The sequence below is a fragment of the Cryobacterium sp. TMT2-17-1 genome, from assembly GCF_004402765.1.
Lineage (GTDB): Bacteria > Actinomycetota > Actinomycetes > Actinomycetales > Microbacteriaceae > Cryobacterium > Cryobacterium sandaracinum.
In genome coordinates, this window is record NZ_SOGC01000027.1 from 118,750 (window position 1) to 137,263 (window position 18,514).

At 66.7% G+C, this 18,514-nt stretch carries 22 protein-coding genes and 1 tRNA gene; 10 read left to right on the forward strand and 13 right to left on the reverse strand.

The features are described from left to right. Nucleotides 1–6 precede the first annotated feature (6 nt). The 4 genes from E3O47_RS06710 to E3O47_RS06725 form a co-directional block, all read right to left on the reverse strand. Nucleotides 7–1,170, reverse strand: coding sequence for a globin domain-containing protein (locus E3O47_RS06710; RefSeq protein WP_104102787.1), 1,164 nt, complete (start codon nt 1,168–1,170; stop codon nt 7–9). A 71-nt stretch (nt 1,171–1,241) separates the two neighbouring features. After that, the gene (locus E3O47_RS06715; RefSeq protein WP_104171597.1) at nt 1,242–1,706 is read right to left on the reverse strand and encodes an Rrf2 family transcriptional regulator; all 465 of its coding nucleotides are present in this window, start codon (nt 1,704–1,706) and stop codon (nt 1,242–1,244) included. 22 nt (nt 1,707–1,728) lie between these two features. Further along, the gene (locus E3O47_RS06720) at nt 1,729–2,280 is read right to left on the reverse strand and encodes a septum formation family protein (protein ID WP_104102793.1); all 552 of its coding nucleotides are present in this window, start codon (nt 2,278–2,280) and stop codon (nt 1,729–1,731) included. A 3-nt stretch (nt 2,281–2,283) separates the two neighbouring features. After that, entirely contained in the window at nt 2,284–3,138 is an 855-nt protein-coding gene (locus E3O47_RS06725) for an inositol monophosphatase family protein (protein WP_134400704.1), read from the reverse strand. Nucleotides 3,139–3,261: 123 nt separating this feature from the next. Here E3O47_RS06725 and E3O47_RS06730 point away from each other — a divergent pair. From E3O47_RS06730 to E3O47_RS06750, 5 genes are all read left to right on the forward strand, one after another. Further along, a tRNA-Lys gene (locus tag E3O47_RS06730) sits at nt 3,262–3,337 on the forward strand. Between the two features lie 285 nt (nt 3,338–3,622). After that, nucleotides 3,623–3,961 carry a DapH/DapD/GlmU-related protein gene (locus tag E3O47_RS06735; RefSeq protein ID WP_241976698.1) on the forward strand — a complete coding sequence of 113 codons (339 nt, stop codon included), beginning with the start codon at nt 3,623–3,625 and terminating at the stop codon, nt 3,959–3,961. 113 nt (nt 3,962–4,074) lie between these two features. Next, the gene (locus E3O47_RS06740; RefSeq protein ID WP_134341818.1) at nt 4,075–4,779 is read left to right on the forward strand and encodes a DUF222 domain-containing protein; all 705 of its coding nucleotides are present in this window, start codon (nt 4,075–4,077) and stop codon (nt 4,777–4,779) included. Nucleotides 4,780–4,785: 6 nt separating this feature from the next. Next, nucleotides 4,786–5,253, forward strand: a complete 468-nt coding sequence (locus E3O47_RS06745) for a hypothetical protein (protein ID WP_134341817.1) — start codon at nt 4,786–4,788, stop codon at nt 5,251–5,253. 136 nt (nt 5,254–5,389) lie between these two features. Next, nucleotides 5,390–5,902 (forward strand): DinB family protein, encoded by a 513-nt coding sequence (locus E3O47_RS06750; protein ID WP_134400708.1) that lies wholly within the window; start codon nt 5,390–5,392, stop codon nt 5,900–5,902. Between the two features lie 50 nt (nt 5,903–5,952). On the opposite strand, the gene E3O47_RS06755 is transcribed toward E3O47_RS06750, so the two are convergent. Both E3O47_RS06755 and E3O47_RS06760 read right to left on the reverse strand, forming a co-directional pair. Further along, nucleotides 5,953–6,657 (reverse strand): response regulator, encoded by a 705-nt coding sequence (locus E3O47_RS06755; RefSeq protein ID WP_134341815.1) that lies wholly within the window; start codon nt 6,655–6,657, stop codon nt 5,953–5,955. Beyond that, the gene (locus tag E3O47_RS06760; RefSeq protein WP_134419912.1) at nt 6,650–8,326 is read right to left on the reverse strand and encodes a sensor histidine kinase; all 1,677 of its coding nucleotides are present in this window, start codon (nt 8,324–8,326) and stop codon (nt 6,650–6,652) included. The genes E3O47_RS06755 and E3O47_RS06760 overlap by 8 nt, the downstream gene beginning before the upstream one ends. Nucleotides 8,327–8,474: 148 nt before the next feature. On the opposite strand from E3O47_RS06760, the gene E3O47_RS06765 reads away from it, so the two are divergent. The 4 genes from E3O47_RS06765 to E3O47_RS06780 all read left to right on the forward strand — a co-directional run bounded on the left by E3O47_RS06765 (nt 8,475) and on the right by E3O47_RS06780 (nt 13,365). Then, nucleotides 8,475–9,854 (forward strand): cation:dicarboxylase symporter family transporter, encoded by a 1,380-nt coding sequence (locus tag E3O47_RS06765; RefSeq protein WP_104102820.1) that lies wholly within the window; start codon nt 8,475–8,477, stop codon nt 9,852–9,854. 365 nt (nt 9,855–10,219) lie between these two features. Next, a complete protein-coding gene (locus E3O47_RS06770; protein WP_104102823.1) occupies nt 10,220–11,506 on the forward strand; it encodes a glycine betaine/L-proline ABC transporter ATP-binding protein in 1,287 nt (428 codons plus the stop codon). Beyond that, nucleotides 11,503–12,390, forward strand: coding sequence for a proline/glycine betaine ABC transporter permease (locus tag E3O47_RS06775; protein WP_104102826.1), 888 nt, complete (start codon nt 11,503–11,505; stop codon nt 12,388–12,390). The genes E3O47_RS06770 and E3O47_RS06775 overlap by 4 nt, the downstream gene beginning before the upstream one ends. Before the next feature lie 78 nt (nt 12,391–12,468). Then, on the forward strand, nt 12,469–13,365 hold the full coding sequence (locus tag E3O47_RS06780) for a glycine betaine ABC transporter substrate-binding protein (protein ID WP_104102829.1): 897 nt from the start codon (nt 12,469–12,471) through the stop codon (nt 13,363–13,365). A 275-nt stretch (nt 13,366–13,640) separates the two neighbouring features. Here the strand turns inward: E3O47_RS06780 and E3O47_RS06785 are convergent, their stop codons facing one another. The 7 genes from E3O47_RS06785 to E3O47_RS06815 all read right to left on the reverse strand — a co-directional run bounded on the left by E3O47_RS06785 (nt 13,641) and on the right by E3O47_RS06815 (nt 17,787). Next, nucleotides 13,641–14,405, reverse strand: coding sequence for an alpha/beta hydrolase (locus E3O47_RS06785; protein ID WP_134420007.1), 765 nt, complete (start codon nt 14,403–14,405; stop codon nt 13,641–13,643). 118 nt (nt 14,406–14,523) lie between these two features. Continuing rightward, nucleotides 14,524–15,117 (reverse strand): energy-coupling factor transporter transmembrane protein EcfT, encoded by a 594-nt coding sequence (locus E3O47_RS06790; RefSeq protein ID WP_104102832.1) that lies wholly within the window; start codon nt 15,115–15,117, stop codon nt 14,524–14,526. A 10-nt stretch (nt 15,118–15,127) separates the two neighbouring features. After that, the gene (locus E3O47_RS06795) at nt 15,128–15,808 is read right to left on the reverse strand and encodes an ABC transporter ATP-binding protein (RefSeq protein ID WP_104102835.1); all 681 of its coding nucleotides are present in this window, start codon (nt 15,806–15,808) and stop codon (nt 15,128–15,130) included. Next, nucleotides 15,805–16,464, reverse strand: a complete 660-nt coding sequence (locus tag E3O47_RS06800) for a biotin transporter BioY (protein WP_134341813.1) — start codon at nt 16,462–16,464, stop codon at nt 15,805–15,807. Before E3O47_RS06800 ends, E3O47_RS06795 begins: the two co-directional genes overlap by 4 nt. 45 nt (nt 16,465–16,509) lie before the next feature. Further along, nucleotides 16,510–16,974 (reverse strand): YdeI/OmpD-associated family protein, encoded by a 465-nt coding sequence (locus tag E3O47_RS06805; RefSeq protein ID WP_241976703.1) that lies wholly within the window; start codon nt 16,972–16,974, stop codon nt 16,510–16,512. Nucleotides 16,975–17,114: 140 nt separating this feature from the next. Further along, nucleotides 17,115–17,507, reverse strand: coding sequence for a hypothetical protein (locus tag E3O47_RS06810; protein ID WP_104102838.1), 393 nt, complete (start codon nt 17,505–17,507; stop codon nt 17,115–17,117). A gap of 91 nt (nt 17,508–17,598) precedes the next feature. Further along, nucleotides 17,599–17,787 (reverse strand): hypothetical protein, encoded by a 189-nt coding sequence (locus E3O47_RS06815; protein ID WP_134419914.1) that lies wholly within the window; start codon nt 17,785–17,787, stop codon nt 17,599–17,601. A 106-nt stretch (nt 17,788–17,893) separates the two neighbouring features. Between E3O47_RS06815 and E3O47_RS06820 the strand changes: the two genes are divergently transcribed. Further along, a complete protein-coding gene (locus E3O47_RS06820) occupies nt 17,894–18,511 on the forward strand; it encodes a TetR/AcrR family transcriptional regulator (protein ID WP_233191519.1) in 618 nt (205 codons plus the stop codon). The last annotated feature ends 3 nt before the right edge of the window (nt 18,512–18,514 follow it).

The following is an 18,514-nucleotide window of genomic DNA, read 5'->3' on the forward strand; positions in this document are numbered from 1 at the left end:
CGCGGATCAGACGCCGGCAAGCCAGAGGTCAGGGCCGAAGATCTCGTAGTGGATGCGGTCGGCCGGCACACCGGACTCCAGCGCCTGTGAGCGCAGGCTGCGCATGAACGGGAGCGGACCGCACAGGTACACCGAGGCATCCGTCGGGATCGACACGTTCTCAAGGGACATGAAGCCCTCGTGGTGGCCCTCGCTCGGGATCTCCAGCCAGAGTTCGAGCTCTGCTGCTTCCAGCAGTGCGATGTCTTCGCTCATCTGGTCGCGCAGCGCCCAGCGTTCGAGGTTGCTCTCGGCATGCAGCACGAGCACCTCGCGCTTCGAGCCGGTGTCCACCAGGGAGCGCAGGATCGATGCGCTGGGCGTGCAGCCGATTCCGGCCGAGGCCAGGATCAGCGGGCCGGTGCCCTGATCTAGGGTGATGTCGCCGCACGGCACGGAGAGGATGAGCGTGTCGCCGACCTGCACATCACGGTGCAGCACGGGGGAGACCTCGCCGTCTGCGTCGAGCTTGGTGGTGAAGACGCGGGTCGTGGCCGTGCCGGCCGACAGCGAGTACTGGCGCACCTGGCGGATGCCGTCGGGCATGGTGGCCGTGACGCTGACGTACTGGCCCGGCAGGGCAGGCGTCACGGGAGTGTCGTCGGCCGGCTCCAGGGTGAATGTGACGGCGTCGGTGCCGGCCGCTTCCTTCTTCACGACGACCCAGGGGGCGAGCGGCTTGTCGCTGGCGAGACCGGCGTAAAGGCCCTTCTCCATCTTGATCAGGGCGTGGGCCATCAGCCAGTAGACCTCGGTCCAGGCGCCGGCGATCTCGGCCGTGATGACGTCGCTGAGTTCTTCGGCGATGGCCTCGAAGAGGTACTTGTAGACGATGTCGTACTGCTCGGGCGCAATGGAGAGGGAGATGTGCTTGTGGGCGATGCGGGAGAGCATGGCCTCCGGCGTGGTGTCGGGGTTCTGCACCAGGTAGGTCGCGAAGACGGCGATACTTCCGGCCAGGGCCTGCTGCTGCGAGCCGTTTTTCTGGTTGGAGCGGCTGAAGAGGCCGTCGAAGAGGTCGGGGTGAGCGGTCAGCATCCGGCCGTAAAAGTTCTTCGCGATCTCGGGCATGCGCTCGCCCACCAGGGGCAGAGTCGCTTTGATGAGGGGCAGTGACTGGGTGGATAGCATGCAAACTCCAAGCAATTGAGGGACGTACCCAAAAGTATCATTTCAAATGCTTAATATCGGGTTGTATCCCATTACCCCCGATCGGCGCGGCGCGGCGGCGGGGGTGCCAGCGTGAGGACAACGGGAGCGGGGAAGCCGATATGGGGGAGAGCCGCGATCACAAGGTCGTCGAGTTCGGCGTAGAACGCCTCCCGTGCTCGTCGGAGCCCCCCGCGGAGTCCACAGCCGCCACTGAGCGGACAGTCACCGTGGGGCGTCTCACAGTCGGCGACATCGTCGCGGGTGTCGAGTTGGCGCAGCAGCCAGCCCACGGTGGCCGTTCGCCCGACCGGGCTGATCCTCACTCCGCCGGTACGGCCGCGCAGTGACTCCACGAGTCCCAGCTCGCGGAGTCGCATGACGGCCTTGCTGACATGGCTGTACGGGGTGGCCACCGCCTCGGCGATGACCCGCGAGGTCTGAAGCTCGCCGTCGGGGAGCGTCGCCAGGAACATGAGCGCTCGCAGGGAGACATCCGAGAAGGCATTGATCCTCATGGGTCAACAGTATGGCCGCGGGTCAGCGCGATGCGCCGGCCAGGGTGCCGGTCACGGCGCCGGCCGGGTCGGTGATCAGGCACGAGACGTCGCGGCTGCCCGGGCCGTTCGGGCTGGCCAGGACGTCGGCGTCGGCCCAGCTCTGCGCCGTGGGGGTGAGGTAGGCGAAATCCAGACTCGATGCCCGGTACTCGAGCAGCACGAAGTCCTCGAACAGGGAACCGCAGCCGGTTTCCGCCACTGCGGTCACGGCGTTGTCGCCGGGGAAGGCGTCGCCCGGCACCGGGAACCGGGCGAATACCTCGAACTCGTGGCTCTCGTCGCATGAAACCCGCGGAACGATCGATGCGTTCACGTCCAGTCCCTCCGAAACCTCACGTAGGCAGTCTCCGACGAGAAGGTCGGCCACAGCGGTGACCTCTCCGAGAGCGGATGCCGGCACGGCAGCCACGTTGCGGACCGGCGTCGGCAGCATGTCGCCGATCACGCTGCAGCCGGTGAGGCTGGCGGTCAGGACGCTGGCCGCAGCGATCAGCAGGGTCAGGGTTCCGGGGTGCGTGCGCGGCGGGATCATCGGTTAGCGGGTCGGCGCGCTCGGGGACGCGGGTGCATCCGTGGTGGTGGTCGCTGAGCCGAGGGCCCGCAGAGCCGGCTCGTGCAGCAGGCTGTTGGTGGCCAGAGCGCTGCCGTGCCAGGGGCCGGGCCGGCCGTCGGCGGAGGAGAACCGGCCACCGGCCTCCTGCACGATCGGGGCCAGGGCCGCGAGATCGTAGGGCTGCAGGTCGTATTCCGCGACGATGTCGAGCAGACCCTCGGCGAGGAGCATGTACGACCACATGTCGCCGTAGGCGCGGGTGCGCCAGACCTGGCGGGACAGTGTGATCAGCTCGTCGAGGTGCCCGGTCTGGTCCCACTGCTGGATGCTGTTGTAGCTGAGCGAGGCGTCGGCGAGCTTGGCCACGCCGGACACGGCCAGGCGCACGGGGTCGGCGCCCGGCGTGCGCTCGTCGGTCATCCAGGCGCCGCCGCCGGTGCGCGCCCACCAACGCTTGCCGAGGGCTGGGGAGCTCGCCATCCCCACCACCGGATCGCCATCGACGGCGAGGGCGATCAGAGTGCCCCAGATCGGGATGCCGCGCAGGAAACCGGCTGTGCCGTCGATCGGATCGATGATCCATTGCCGCACGCTGGTGCCCTCGGTGCCGAATTCCTCACCGAGGATGCCGTCGGCCGGGCGCCGCTCGGCCAGGGCGGTCCGGATCGCGCGCTCCACGGCCTGGTCGGCATCCGTCACCGGGGTGCGGTCGGGTTTGGTCGTCACGACGAGGTCCATCGCGGTGAACCGGTCGCGCGAGATCGCGTCGGCCAGATCGGCGAGCTCGGTCGCGAGCTGGAGGTCGTCATCGAGGGAGTACTTCTGGGGCTGGGTCACAGACCAAGACTAGTAATTTTGGCGCGACTCTCCGGTTTGTACCGCGATTGGCGCCGAAGGTAATCGTGCTGTTAGTATCTAGAGTCGGTTCGGGTCACCCTGGGTCGGAGAGTAGAGAAACACGCACCTCTAGCTCAATTGGCAGAGCAACTGACTCTTAATCAGTGGGTTCCCGGTTCAAGTCCGGGGGGGTGCACCATCAGAAAAAGGCCAGGCTCGTTCCAAACGAGGCTTGGCCTTTTCTGTACCCGGTAGCCTGATATCCAGTCAACAGCACCTTCATCGTCAGGCGGAAAAAATCAGAGCTGCACGAGCCACCAAAGACAGACCCCACGCGGTGCGAATTTGGCACGACATCATCGTTAATTGGCTCCTGGCTACACCGCTGATCGTCAATGGAGCGCATCGGTCTCGGCTGCTCCACCTCGCCGGAATGAACGTCAGAAGTTCCAGAGTGCTGAAGGGGGTCACCTTTGGCTCCAGAATGGTCGTTCTAAAACCCGGCGCGTTCGTGAATGAGGGCTGCTACTTCGACGGCAATGAGCGTGTGGTCATCGGGCGCGCGGCTGTGGCCCAGGGCGTCCGCTTCGTCACAAGTACGCATGAGATCGGACCCAGCGAGTTCCGAGTCGGCCCACTGGTAACCAAGCCGATCCATGTCGGCGACGGCGCGTGGATCGGTGCTTTCGCCACAATCCTGCCCGGTGTCACGATCGGCAACGGGGCAATCGTGGCTGCCGGCAGTGTAGTGACCAAGGACGTCGAGCCCAACACCGTCCATGGTGGCGTGCCGGCTCGTCTGATCAGGTCGCTGGAGGGCTAGCCGACCGGAAGAGGGTGGAGTGGCCGCGCAGGCCTCGAACATGACTTCTAGAAACTTCCATAGATAAGTGACAGACTCTCAACTCTGTATGTCATGTTTGCTAGTTTCGAAACATGACAACCACCGCGGATGACCTCAGGCAGGCAACGGATGCCGTCGCCCTCCTCGGTTCCGTTTTCGCCGAAAATAAGGCCCTCGCCGATGCTGAGGTGCTGGCCGGTCAGAGGCCGATCGCGGCCGCTCGCCGCCTCCTCGACACCCGTTCGGCGCGGATGGCGGCGACCATCGCCCGGCGTTCGCGGCTGGAACCGGGCCACTCCGGTCTGGCCGCGCAGCAGGGGTTCCTCTCGCCTCAGGCGTTGATCCAGAAGGTGACCGGCTCGACGAAGAACGACGCGTTCAAGCTCGTCGCGGTCGGCTCGATGATGGCCTCAACTCTGAACGCGGACCACGTCTTCAAACTCGCGAGACGAATGCGCGACCGCCTCGACGAAGCCGGCATTGCCGCTCGGGAGAAGCAGGCCTACGACGACCGGTTCCTGAAGGTGTACCGGCTGGGAAACGGCAAGGTGCGCCTGAATGGGCTCTTCGCTCCCGAAGACGGCGAATTCGTGCTCTCCGTCTTCGATTCGGTCACCGACCCTCGCCGCGGAGGCGTGCGTTTCGTCGACAAGGAGAAGGCGGCGTGGGCGAAACGCCTGCAGGATGACTCGCGCAGCACGGATCAGATCGCCGCGGATGCCTTCGTGCAGCTGCTGAAGATCGCCGGTGAGGCCGACCAGGGGCGGGTGTTCGGTGGCCGCCGCCCGTCGGTTTGAGTGATCGTGGCCGGAACGGCCCTCGAAACGGGTCAGGCGGGTCAGGCAGGGCAGATCGAGGGAAACCCGGTCCCGATCTCGCAGGACACCATCGACCGGCTCCTCTGCGACACCGGAACCCGCGGCATCCAGTTCAGTGAATCCGGCGACATCATCAACGTCGGCCGCGACGAACGCCTCTTCACCGAAGCCCAGCGGGCCGCAATGGGCGTTCGCGACGGCGGATGCCGCTGGGTCGACTGCGACAAATCACCAGCCTGGAGCGAGGCCCACCACATTAACGAATGGGTGAAAGACAACGGCTATACCGACCCCGCCGACGGGGTACTGCTCTGCCACCCGCACCACCTGCTGTTGCATAATCAGCACTGGAGCATCATCCGCACCGGTAACGACTACTGGCTCCGGCCGCCGGTCGGAGTCGACCCCGAACAAACCCTGATCGCACTCCCGAGCAAACGGGCGCAACCGTAATCCAGCTGCTGGGCGGTGGGCCTCGACAGGCTCGACCACCGCCAGGTAGCAAGCCGGGGCTACTCTGGCTCCGACGCGGGACACATCGGGGCCACCAACCGAGGCACTGACGAGGCACTCGGCGTAAGGAGAACCGATGCTGTCGAGCTACCTGATCGCCGAGGCCTACGCACGTGTCCGGAGCATCGTGCATGTCGTGCTCGTGGATGCCGACGAAGAGCTGCTGACCTTTCGGCCCGACCCGGAGGCGAACAGCATCGCGTGGTTGATCTGGCACCTGACCCGGGTGCAGGATGACCACCTGGCCGAGCTGATGAACGAGGACCAGCTCTGGGACAGCGCCGGCTGGGCCGACAGGTTCGCGTTTCCCTTCGCGCGGGCGGCCACCGGCTACGGCCAAACCGTCGAGGAGGTTGGGCAGGTGCGCGCCGGCGCATCCGTTCTGGCCGGCTATCTCGACGCGGTGCACGCCCGCACCATCGCCTGGCTGCCCACTCTCACCACGGCAGATTTCTCCCGGGTCGTCGACACCCGCTGGACCCCGCCGGTCACACTCGCGGTGCGCCTGGTCAGCGTGCTCTCCGACGACCTGCAGCACGCCGGCCAGGCCGCCTGCGTGCACGGCCTGGCGGAGCGCGCCGGCCGCTGAGAGAGCCACGCCAGGAGTGCTCACCGCGCGGCCGTGACTGCACGTGCGCGCTACAGCCGCTTCCAGACGTATTCGTTCTCTGGCCGCCCCGGCGTGCCGTAGCGCGGCGACCGCTCGAGTGAGCCGGTGTCGGCCAGATGCTCAAGGTAGCGCCGGGCGGTCACCCGAGAAATGCCGAGCTGCTCCATCACCTCGCTGGAGGAGACCGGAACGGTCTGCAGCTTCAGGAACTCGATCACCGCGCCCAGGGTGCCCTCGGACAGACCCTTCGGCCGCGGCAGCTCGGTGGGCGTGCGCAGGCTCGCGAACGCCAGGTCCACGTCGGTCTGGCTGGTCATCGCGGACAGGCCGCCCAGCTGAAGCCGAAAGTCCCGATACTGCACCAGCTTCTGCGCGAAGGTCGAATAGGTGAACGGCTTGATCAGGTATTGAACAATGCCGGCCGCCACGGCGCCGCGCACGATGTGCAGTTCGCGCACCGCCGTGATGGCGATGATGTCCGTGGTCAGGCCGGCCGCGCGCATCCGTCGGCTCACGTCGAGGCCGTGCAGGTCGGGCAGGGTCATATCCATCAGCACCAGATCGATGGGCTGCCCGGCGGTGACGGCCGTTGCCAGGGCGCGCAGGGCGGAATGGCCGTCGCCGACGGTGCCCGCGTGCACGAAACCGGTCAAACGCCCGAGGTAGGCGGCGTGCGCCTCGGCCGCAATGGCTTCGTCTTCGACGACGAGCACCCGGATGTCCCGGTCAGTCATGCGATCCGCCCATCGTCGCCGCGAGGTCGGGTTCGATGCCCGCAGTGGGCTCCTCCGGCTGCCGGGGGAGGGTGACCGTGAACACGGCCCCCTCGCGGCGGGTGATGCTGAGGCTGCCGCCGAGCCGGTTGACCGTCTGCCGCACCAACGCCAGTCCGAGGCCGCGGCCGAAACTGCCGGGCTCCTTGGTACTGTAACCGCGGCGGAGGATGTCGGTCACGGCGTCCGGGTCGACGCCGGGCCCGGTGTCGGCCACCTCGATCGCCACCGACGAGGGCGTGGAGCCGACCGAGAGGTGCACCCGGCGGGGTGCCTCGCCGCCGGCGGCCGCGTCGAGTGCGTTATCGACCAGGTTGCCCACGACCGTGACCAGGTCCTGCGCCGTCAGGCCGGAATCGGCGAGGGTTCCGGCCGCCTCAACCGTGAGCAGCACGCCCAGCTCGCTGGCTTGGGCGAACTTGCCCATCAGCAGGGCGCTGAGCACCGGTTCGTCCACCGAGTCGAGCATGTCATCGGTGAGTTGCTGGCTGAGCTCCAGGTCTTTGGTGGCGAAATCGAGGGCCTCGGCGCCGCGCCCGAGTTCCATCAGGGACACGATGGTGTGAAGCCGGTTGGCGTGCTCATGGGTCTGGGCGTGCAGGGCATCCGAGAGGGTGCGCATCGACCGGAGCTCGCTGCCCATCGATTGCAGGTCGGTGTGGTCGCGGATGGTCGCAACCCAGCCCATCGGCGCGGGTTTGGTGCGGCCGCTGCCCGGTTTCAGTGCCGGCAGTTGGCTGACGACCAGCACGCGCGTGTCGGTGACGTGGATCTCGTCGGTGGCGGGGCGGCCGCTCTTCAGTAGCTCGGCGAGCGCCGGGGGAAGGTCGAGACGGTCAAGGCTCTGCGTGGCGGCGGAGGATGCTCGGCCCTCAGTCGGTGAGCGTGGCGGCAGGCCCAGCAGCCGGGCAGCCTGATCGTTGTAGAGCACGACCTCGCCCGTGAGAGTGACGAGCACGAGACCCTCCCGCACCGAATGCAGCACCGAGTCGTAGTAGACGAAGAGCTGGGCGAGCTGCTCCGGTCCCCAGCCGAGCGTGACCCGGCTCAGATAGCGACCGAGCAGCCAGGCGGCGAGGGTGCCCGTGGCTAGCAGCATCAGGGCCACCCCCAGCACGGCCGGCAGCCGCGCGCTCAGCGCGATGGAGAGGTTGCTCGTCTTCACCCCCGCAGCCACCAGGCCCTGAACGGCTCCCTGCTCGTCGGTGATCGGAACGACGGCCCGCACCGAGGGTCCGAGCGTGCCCGTGGTCACCTCGGTGAACGGTTCCCCGGCCAGGGCGGGCGTGACGGTACCGATGTAGGGGCGGCCGATCTCCAACTCGGTCGGGTGGGTCCAGCGGGTGCGGTCGGGCGCCATGATCGTGATGAAGTCGAGGGTGGCGTCGGCGGTGACCCGCTCGGCGTACGGCTGGAGCACCGCGCTGGGATCGGCCGAGCGGCTGGCATCCAGTACGAGCGGGTTGTCGGCGATGGCGCTGGCGACGGACAGCATCCGTTCCTCGGCGGCGACGAAACCACGGTCGCGGGCGTCCACGAAGGCCGCGGTGCCCGCGAACACGGTTATCGCCATGATGACCAGGGCGTTCGCCAGGAACAGGCGGCGCGCAATGCTCCAGCCTTGCCCCATCGCATCCTTCTTCCATTTGCGCGACCGTGACCAATATGACCGCAACAGTGACGCGGGCGCCTCGGTCGTCCAGTCTGAAACACACCACGGATGGTCCGGGCGCACCAGCGCTTCACCCCAGCCTAGTTACTAGACAAAGGAGTCTTTTATGGCATCACTGCCTCGCGCTCGCGCTGCACAGCCCGCGAAGAAGTTTGACAAGTCCCACTACCTGTACATGGCGGTCATCGTCGCGGTGATCCTCGGCGTCATCGTCGGCCTGCTCTTCGGCGGCACAGGCGGATTCGCCGTCTCGCTCAAACCGCTCGGGGACATCTTCATCGCCCTGATCAAGATGATGATCTCGCCGATCATCTTCTGCACGATCATCCTCGGCATCGGGTCCATCGCGAAGGCCGCCACGGTCGGCAAGATCGGCGGACTGGCGCTCGGCTACTTCCTGACCATGTCCACCTTCGCCCTGGCGATCGGCCTCGTCGTGGGCAACGTGATCAAGCCCGGCTCAGGGCTCGATCTCACCGCGACCACCTTCGTGCCGCCGGAAGCCGCCGAATCGGACTTCTTCCTCGGCATCATCCCGACCACACTGTTCTCCGCACTGACCGCCGGCAACATCCTGCAGACCCTGCTGGTGGCCCTCATCGCCGGCTTCGCGCTGCAGAAGATGGGAGCCGCCGGCAAGCCGATCCTCGAGGGCATCGCGCACGTGCAGGCCCTGGTCTTTCGCATCCTGATCATGGTCATGTGGCTCGCGCCGATCGGCGCCTTCGGTGCGATCGCCGCCGTCGTCGGTGCCACCGGCTTCCAGGCCGTTATCAGCCTCTTCACCCTGATGGGCGCCTTCTACCTGACCTGTGTGCTCTTCATCGTCGTCATCCTCGGCGGGTTGCTCAAGATCGTCACCGGCATCAGCATCTTCAAGCTGATGCGTTATCTCGGCCGAGAGTACCTGCTGATCTTCTCGACTTCCTCTTCCGAGGCGGCGCTGCCGCGCCTGATCGCCAAGATGGAGCACCTCGGCGTCTCCAAGCCGGTCGTGGGCGTCACGGTTCCCACCGGATACTCGTTCAACCTCGACGGCACCGCGATCTACCTGACCATGGCGTCGCTCTTCATCGCCACGGCCATGGGTCAGCCGCTCGCCCTGGGCGAGCAGATCGGGCTCCTCGCCTTCATGATCATCGCCTCCAAGGGTGCCGCCGGAGTGTCCGGTGCCGGGATCGCGACCCTGGCCGCCGGCTTGCAGGCCCACGCCCCGCAGCTGCTTGAAGGAGTCGGCTTCATCGTGGGCATCGACCGCTTCATGTCCGAGGCCCGCGCGCTCACGAACTTTACCGGCAACGCCGTCGCCACCGTGCTGATCGGATCCTGGACCAAGGAGATCGATCGTGCCCAGGTCGACCGGGTGCTCGACCGTCACGAGCCGTTCGACGAGACCACGATGATCGCCCACCACGGTGCGCCCAGCGCCGCCGAAACGGCCGCCGCGACCGAGAAGTCCGCGCAGATCGCGGCGCTCAAGGCCTGAGTCCGTTCCGGGTCGTCGAACGCGACCCGGCACGGATGCTCCGCGGCGGCTGTCTCGCGGCCTGCGGTAGGGCCGGTTCTCCCCGCTACCCGAAACCGTCGAAATCGCTGCTTCTGCGACGCAAATACCCCCGTGTTAGGCTTGCTGCTGGTCTTACGACCCTTCACCAGGACGCGAATGTACAGCCACGGCCCCATCGGTACGGCGCTTCGTATGGTGAGGCCATGACGGATGCGATCCCCATGATCGCCCCAGCCCACGCTTTCCATCGCGTCGAGGCCGGTCACGGCCTACCCGTCCGACACAGCGTGCATCCGTTCCGTCGGCCGTGATTCGGCCCCGCCCGGCGTGCACCGGGAGAATCCGTGACCGAAACTATTGCCGTGAAGGCAGATCGACTGTACAAAGCGTTCGGGCGTCGTCCGCACGAGCTCGTCAAGAAGCTAACCGCGGGAGCCAGCCGCGATGAGGTGTCCTCGCTGGGCACCGCCGCCGTTATCGACGCCTCATTCGAGGTTCACCGCGGCGAAATCTTCGTGGTGATGGGGTTGTCCGGTTCGGGCAAATCCACCCTGATCCGCATGCTCAACGGGCTACTGGACGCCACCTCTGGCAGCGTGACGGTGGCCGGCCAGGCCATCACCGGCATCTCCGCCGCCGCGCTGCGCGAGGTGCGCCGCACCAATATTTCCATGGTGTTCCAGCACTTTGCCCTGCTACCGCATCGCACCGTGATCGACAACGTCGCCTACGGACTCGAGGTGCAGGGCATGGGCCGCGAGGAGCGGCTCGCCAAGGCGCGCACCATCATCCGCCTCGTCGGGCTCGACGGCTGGGCCGACAGCCTGCCGTCCGAGCTTTCCGGCGGAATGCAGCAGCGAGTCGGCCTCGGCCGGGCTCTCGCCGCCGACACCGACGTCCTCCTGATGGATGAGGCGTTCTCGGCCCTTGACCCGCTGATCCGCCGCGAAATGCAGGAGCAGTTGATCGAGCTGCAGGCCGAGCTCGGCAAAACCATCATCTTCATCACCCACGATCTCAACGAGGCCATGTTCCTCGGCGACCGCATCGCGGTCATGCGCGATGGTCGCATCGTTCAGATCGGCACCCCCGAGGAGATCCTGACCGACCCGGCGAACGACTACGTCGCTCAGTTCGTGCAGGATGTCGACCGCGCCCGGGTGCTGACCGCGGCCAGCGTGATGGAGCCCGTGCGCTCCGTGGTCACGATCACCGGCGGTCCCCGAGCTGCGCTCCGCACCATGCGCGACCTGCAGACCTCCGCCACCTTCGTGCTCAACCGCGACCGCACCTTCGCCGGTGTGGTGCGCGATCGCGACGTGCTGGGGCAGGTCAAGGCCGGCGAGACCGATCTGCGCGCGATAGTGCGCACGGATGCGATCTCCGTCAACCCGGACACCCCGCTGGTCGACCTGGTCGAACCCTCGGTCGGCAGTGATCTGGCCATCGCCGTGGTCGATGAGAAGAACCGTCTGCTCGGCGTCATCCCGCGGGTGACCCTGCTGGCCGCGCTCGGCAACGTGAGCACGAATACGGGGGACGTGCCCGTGATCGAGCCCGCAGCCACGATTTCCATCAGCGTGATCACCGAAACCCTCCGCGACACCGCTCTGGAAGGAGCCGACCTGTGAACGACTTCCGACTTCCTCTGGGCACCCTCGTGGAGGGGTTCATCGACTGGATCACCGACACGTTCGGGTTCTTATTCGACTTCATCCGGGCCGTCTTCGACGGTGCCTACGAACTGGTCGACTTCCTCCTGGTGGCGCCGCCCTTCTGGGTGATCATCGTGCTCTCGGCGGGGCTGGCCCTGGCCACCCGCGGTTGGAAATTCATGGTCGGTACCGTCCTCGGTCTGATCGTCGTCGTCGGCGTCGACCAGTGGGAGAACGCCATGGACACCCTCGCACTGGTGCTGGTCGCCAGTGTGCTCGCGATCGCCCTCAGCCTGCCGCTCGGCATCCTGGCGGCGAAGTCCGCGGTGGCGTCCAACATCATCCGGCCGATTCTCGACTTCATGCAAACCATGCCGGCCTTCGTGTACCTGATTCCCGCGCTGATTCTGTTCCGCGTGGGCGTCGTGCCCGGAATCGTGGCCACCATCATCTTCGCGATGGCCCCGGGAGTCCGCCTCACCGAGCTGGGCATCCGCGGAGTCGACCGAGAAGTGGTTGAGGCCGGGCAGGCCTTCGGCGCCTCGCCCTGGCGCATCCTCCGGCAGATCCAGCTTCCGCTGGCGATGCCGACGATCATGGCGGGTATCAACCAGGTCATCATGCTCTCCCTGTCGATGGTCGTCATCGCCGGTATGGTCGGTGCCGGGGGGCTGGGAGCGGATGTCGTCGCCAGCCTGAACCGCATCGACGTCGCACTCGGTTTCGAAGCCGGCCTCGCCGTGGTGATCCTCGCCATCTTCCTTGACCGCCTGACGGCCGCACTCGGCACCGGCGACACCCCGCTCGGTCGAATCATGTCGGCCCGCAAGCGCCGCGCCCAGCAAGCCCTGGCCGCCTGAGCCAGTGCGCCGCGCACACGACCTCCTGATTTCTGATTCTGCCCCGGTCGCCCACCAGGCGACACGAAAGGAAACAATATGAAAAACCGATCACTGTCCCTCATCGCCCTCGGAGCCGTTGGGCTCCTCGCACTCAGCGGCTGCGCCTCGGCCGAGGCCGCCGTCGTCGGCGACGGGAACAAGGACCAGAAAGACATCACCATCGCCGTGTTCAACGGCTGGGATGAAGGCGTCGCGGTCTCCGAACTGTGGAAGGCCATCCTCGACGAGAAGGGCTACAACGCGGAGTTGGAATACGCCGACGTTGCCCCCGTCTACTCGGGTCTCTCCACCGGAGACTATGACATCAACATGGATGTCTGGATGCCGGAGACCCACGCGTCCTACGTGAAGGAGTACGGCGATGACATCGTCGACCTCGGCGCATGGAACGAGGAATCCCGCCTGACCATCGCCGTCAACAAGGATGCTCCCATCGATTCCCTCGACGAGCTGGCCAGGAACGCCGACAAGTTCGGCAACCGCATCGTCGGAATCGAACCCGGAGCCGGCCTGACCAAGGCCACCACTGAGAAGGTCATCCCGGCCTACGGCCTCGACGACATGGAATACCTGACCTCATCGACCGCAGCCATGCTCACCGAGCTGACCGCGGCCACCAAGGCCGGCGAGAACATCGTCGTCACCCTCTGGGAGCCGCACTGGGCCTACGGTTCGCTGCCGATCAAGACTCTCGAGGATCCCAAGGGAACCCTGAAGAACACCGAGTCGCTTCACAGCTACGCCAAGTCCGACTTCGCCGAGGACTTTCCGCAGGCCACCGAGTGGATCAAGGGCTTCGACATGGACCTCGATAAGCTGTACTCGCTTGAGAAGGCCATGTTCGTCGACTACGACGGCAAGGACTACGAGCCGATCGTGGCGAAGTGGATCTCCGAGAACCAGGAGTACGTAGACTCGCTGACCACCACGTAACACAGAACACAACACGAGAGCGGCAGGAGAGGCCCCGGTCAAGGAGACCCGGGCCTTTCTTGCACCTCAGCGGGTCAGCACGGATGTGCGCCCCCGGGTGTCGAAGGCGGCCGACCGCGCCCCGCAGGGTTCCGGGGCGACGCTGGCAGTGGTTGCCCTGGTTTTGGAGGTCGAATCGAAGATGACCAGGTGCTCACGCCGTGCTCCAACGATCGGGTTCGTCAGGTGCCGGCCGCTTCAGTGCACCGCAACCGCGGACCGGGGAAGGTTTCCGACTACGGGGTTGTCTGTGTCAGGAACTCAGTGAGCTCGCGGGTGATTTCGGCGGCAACGGCATCCGTTGACATGGTGGCAACACCGTCGCCGTTCTCGACGCCGTAGTCGCCGAACCGCGCATGGTTGGCTCCTTCGATTTCGACGAAACGGGTGTCGGGCACAAGTAGATCTGCGCTGTCGGCGATCTTCTCCGGGGTGCTGAGGCCGTCGGCGCTCCCGCTGAGGCTGAGGGCCCGCAGATCGGTGCGCTCCGGCGCGGCCGCGCAGTAGCTGCCGAACAGCACCAGCCCTGCCACCGCGGGATCGTCCGCCAGCATGCAGGCTCGCACGCCGCCGATCGAGTGGCCGCCCACGAACCAGGTGGAGACGTCGGGGACGGCGTCGGTGAAGGTGGACAACGTCCGGCGGTCGAAGATGGCGAGGTTGAGCACCGGCTTGGTGATCACAACGGTCACCCCGGTGTCTTCGACCGTGCCCGCCAGCTTGTAGAGGTAGGCATAGGGGTCAACCCGGGCACCGGGAACGAAGACCAAGCCGATGTCGCCGGCGTCGTCGGCGGGCGCGAGGACGACCGACGTGGGGGTGTCGGTGACGGTCACGTTCGGGTTGGCGAAGACCTCGTCCGCCGCGGCCCGATCGGCCACGCGCACAGTGTTCACCCAGGCAAGGAACACGATCACGACGAGTACGAACGCGGTCAGGGTCCACCAGCCGCCGGCCCGGATGCCGCGCCGCAGCCGTCCTCGTCGACGTGCCTCGGTCATGCAGCCGGGCTGGATCATCGCGCTCCGCTCCTCGCCTGTCCGGTCGGGGTGAGACCGGAAACCGCTGGTGGTCTCAACCTAGCCGCAACCGACCTGCCGGGGCCGAACCGCTCCGGCCTCAGTCGTCGAGACCGCGGGCGGCCAGAGCCTCACCGATCGCATCCGCGGCATAGAGCGAGCGCACGACCACCGGCACGGCCAGGGCGAGCAGCGAACCCTGGGTGCCGCGCGCCCGACGGGCCTCGATCACCTCGGACACGATCTCGGTGACGAGCGGGATGCACCGCAGGGTGAGGGCGAGGAGGAGGCCGACCCGGTCGGCGTCGACCCAGCGACGGAACGGTCGCAGAAGCTTCTGAAAGCCCTCAAGCACGGCCGTGACCGTGGTCGTCACGGTGAACAGCGCCGCCAGCGCCACGGCGATCAGTAGCCGCCCGGCCATCAGGCCGGCCGTGGTCCAGCCGGCGAACAGCGCCTGGACTGGAACGGCGATCACCAAAATCCACAGGATCGGGCCGATCTGCTGCCACGCCGCGCCCAGCGGCACCCGCGCCACCAGGAACAGTGCGGCGACCCCGAGAAGGCAGGCGCCCAGCTGCCAGAGCTCGCCGAGCGAGCCGACGAGCAGCACGGCGAGCGAGAGAAGCACGAGCTTGAGCAGCATCGGCGCGCGGTGGATCAGCGAGTGGCCGGGGTGATAGAGCCCGATCATGCCGGCCCGATCATGCCAGCAGCTCCCGGTACGCGCCGAGCGCGGCATCCGGTGCACCGTCGGCGACCACCCGGCCGTCCTCGATCACAATCACGCGGTCGAAGGCGGCGAGCAGGTCCAGCTGGTGGGTGACCACGATGACCTGCTGGCTCAGGCCGAGCAGAAGTTCGGTGATGCGCCGGGCATTGCGTGCGTCGAGCAGCGTGGTCGGCTCGTCGGCGACCACGATCTCAGGCTCCGCCACGAGCACGGCCGCCAGCGCGAGCAACTGCTTTTGGCCGCCGGACAGCCGGTGCGCCGGATGGTCGGCGTGCTGGTCGAGCCCGAAGCGCTCGAGCGCCGCCCGCGTGCGGGTCGAGATCTCGAGCGGGGTCAGCCCGCGGCGGCGCAGGGTGAAGGCGACGTCTTCGGCCACGGTGGGCATCACGATCTGATTGTCCGGGTTGGTGAAGATGAAGCCGACCTGCCGGCGCACCGCCTTGGCGTTCCGGGCCACGTCGAGGCCGCCGACGCTCACGATTCCGGTGTCGGGCTTGATCAATCCGTTGATCAGGCGCACGAGGGTGGACTTTCCCGACCCGTTCGCACCGACGATGCCGATGCGCTGTTCGGTGAGGGTCAGACGGATGTCCCGCAGCACCATCCGTTCACCGAACGCATGCGAGACGCTGTCGAAGTCGATCCTGCTCATGATGCGGGCGTGACTGCTCCGGCGGTGACGTCGGCGGCCTCGGGCGCGGGAGCGGCGCTGCGGCGCGGCGGGATCAGACCCGGGTAGGCCCTGTGAACCTGGCGGGCCACCAGTACGGTCACGACCACCTTGATCAGGTCGCCGGGCAGAAACTTCGCGGCGTCGACAAGAGCAACCCAGAGCGGCAGGCCCAGGTTGATCGCGGTGACGGGCACGCCGATCAGGTAGACCACGACGATACCGCCGAGGGTGGTGGCGCCGAGCGCCGCCCAGAGCCGGTAGCGGGGGAGGAGCAGGCCGGTCAAGTAGCCGATGACCAGGGCGCCGAGCAGCCAGCCGTAGAGGTAGCCGGCGGAGGGTGAGGTGGTGAACCAGACGATGCCGCCGCGCCCGCCAGACAGCAGCGGGAGGCCGGCTGCGGCGAGGGCGAGCAGGAGGAGCACGGCGAAGAAGCCCTTGCGCGCCCCGAGGATCGCCCCGGCCAGCATCACCCCGAGGGTCTGGAAGGTGATCGGCACGGCCACCGCCCCAATACTCAGGGCGCCGGGCAGTCCGAGTGCGGCGATCAGGGCGGCGAAGATGGCGATCTGCGACAGGTCGCGCACGCTCATGATGCGGGGTGTCGGGGTGCGGGCGATGAGGGGGCTGGAAGTCATGATCTTCAATCTAGAATTCCGCGGCAGCGCGAGTCTGAAGAAGACCTACAAAGAATGCGGCGGAACTCTATACGGGCGCGTCCGGCAAGCTCCCGACGCAGGGGTGTCTCGGGGTTTCTGCCGGTAGAGCGTTTCCCCGCATTCGAGCATGCCGATGTAGGTCGCAATCTTCGCGGCGCGAGCCTCGGGCTGCTTCGTACCGTCGAGGCGGAACAGGATCGCGAAACGGTTCTGGGACGTGAGCGCCGGGAAGAACCCGGCGGGACGCATCCACCCCTCCGCGATGAGGGTGAGGGCTGAGTCCCGGTTGAGCTGTGACCACACGCTGCGGGCTCGGCGGGGAGTGAAGGCCTGCGACAAGTAACCGTCGAGAGAGTTCACTTGCCCGTCGATCCAGCCGCAGCACAACGCGATCTCGAGCGCCTGGGATGGGTGGTCTCCGGTGCCGCGGGGCGTTTCTTCCGCAGCTGCAAACGGATGCGCTCGTCCGACGGAGTACTGCTGTGCCATGCTCACCCTTTGCTCCTGCACAACGAGCACTGGACGATCATCCGCACCGGAACTCAGTGCCGACTGCGGTCACCGATGCAGGTTGACCCGGAGTGGACGATAATCGCGTTGCCGAGCGAGCAAACAAGCGGGGCCGAGGGTCAGGCGACGAGGCGGGCGTTGTTCGTCGAAGCAGCGGCGGAGAAGCGCGGAAGGGTGGCCGTCGGCGCCCGCTCCGGTTCGGCCCAAACGGAGATCGGGGCGGGAATGAAGGGGAGCGCGGTGGGCTCGGCGGTGACCTCGCCGCGCAGAACGGCGGTCTCTGTGCGGAGCACGGAGGCCAGGGACGAGGCAATCTGGTTCGCCTTCAGATCGTGGAAGATCACGTCGGTGTCGTCACTGCTGCGGGGAACCAGAGTCCACTGGCCTTGGGCGCCGACGAGACGAGCGATTTGGGTGTGCAGGAGCTCGAATATCTGAGCGTCGCTGAGCTCGGGAACGGGCGGGGGGATGACCGGTGCGACCGGTGCGACGCGACGTCGTCGACCAAACATCGGGAGCCCCTTTCGGCTAACGTGCCCGTGAACTCTTCAGTTTGCCGTGCGGCGCGCTACGGCCCGCGTTGACACGCCGACAGCGGAGGACTTAGTCCTCGATTCGGCGATCGTCGGCATCCTGGATGACGGTTCTGATGGCGACGGCGGCGCTGAGCAGCCAGCCGATCCACATCAGCGCCAGGCGCCAGTCGCGCGGACCGGTGCGGGTGGCGCTCAGAATGTTCCAACCGCCGGCGAGCACGCCGATGATGGCACTGCTGAAAATGAACTTTCGCATGGTGACCTCCGCGTCTAACGCTACCCGGAAGTTGCCCGGCTGCACGTTTCCCGACAATCTGACCGATCGGACAAGCTCTGACCGATCGGTCAGGTACCGTGATCGGGTGACTCCAGAGCCCGTTGTGCCCCAGCCCCCACACAACCGCCAGAGCACCAGCGCAGAACTGCGCGCGACAGCGCTGGAGCAGTTCGCCTCGGTCGGGTTCGCCGGCACCTCGCTGCAGCAGATCGCCGACGCGGCCGGGTACTCCAAATCGAGCGTGCTCTACCACTTCGCCTCCAAGGAAGCGCTCCTCGACGAGGTGCTCACCCCGGCGGTGAACCGGCTGGAGGCCATTCTCGAACGGTTCCTCGCCACCGAGGAGAGCGCCCTGACCCGGAGCCGGTTCGTGAACGACTTCATCGACTTCATCCTTGAATTCCGCCTCGAGCTGCACACCTTCATCAACCAGTCTCAGTCGCTGCGCGGCATCCCCGTGATCGACCGGGCAGGAGTGGTGATCGTGCGCCTCTCCGACACGCTGTGCCACGGCGATGCGAGTACGGAGGACCGCATCCGCTTCGGTATCGCCCTCGGCGGCGCCGCCTACACCCTGGTGGCCGGCATGACGTTCCTCGGGGAGGAGATAGCCCCGGTGGAAGAGGTCCGACCGGCTCTCCTGACCGTCATCACCGAGTTGCTTGCCCCTGTCACCGTTCGCACCGCCCCGTCCCGGAAGTAGCAC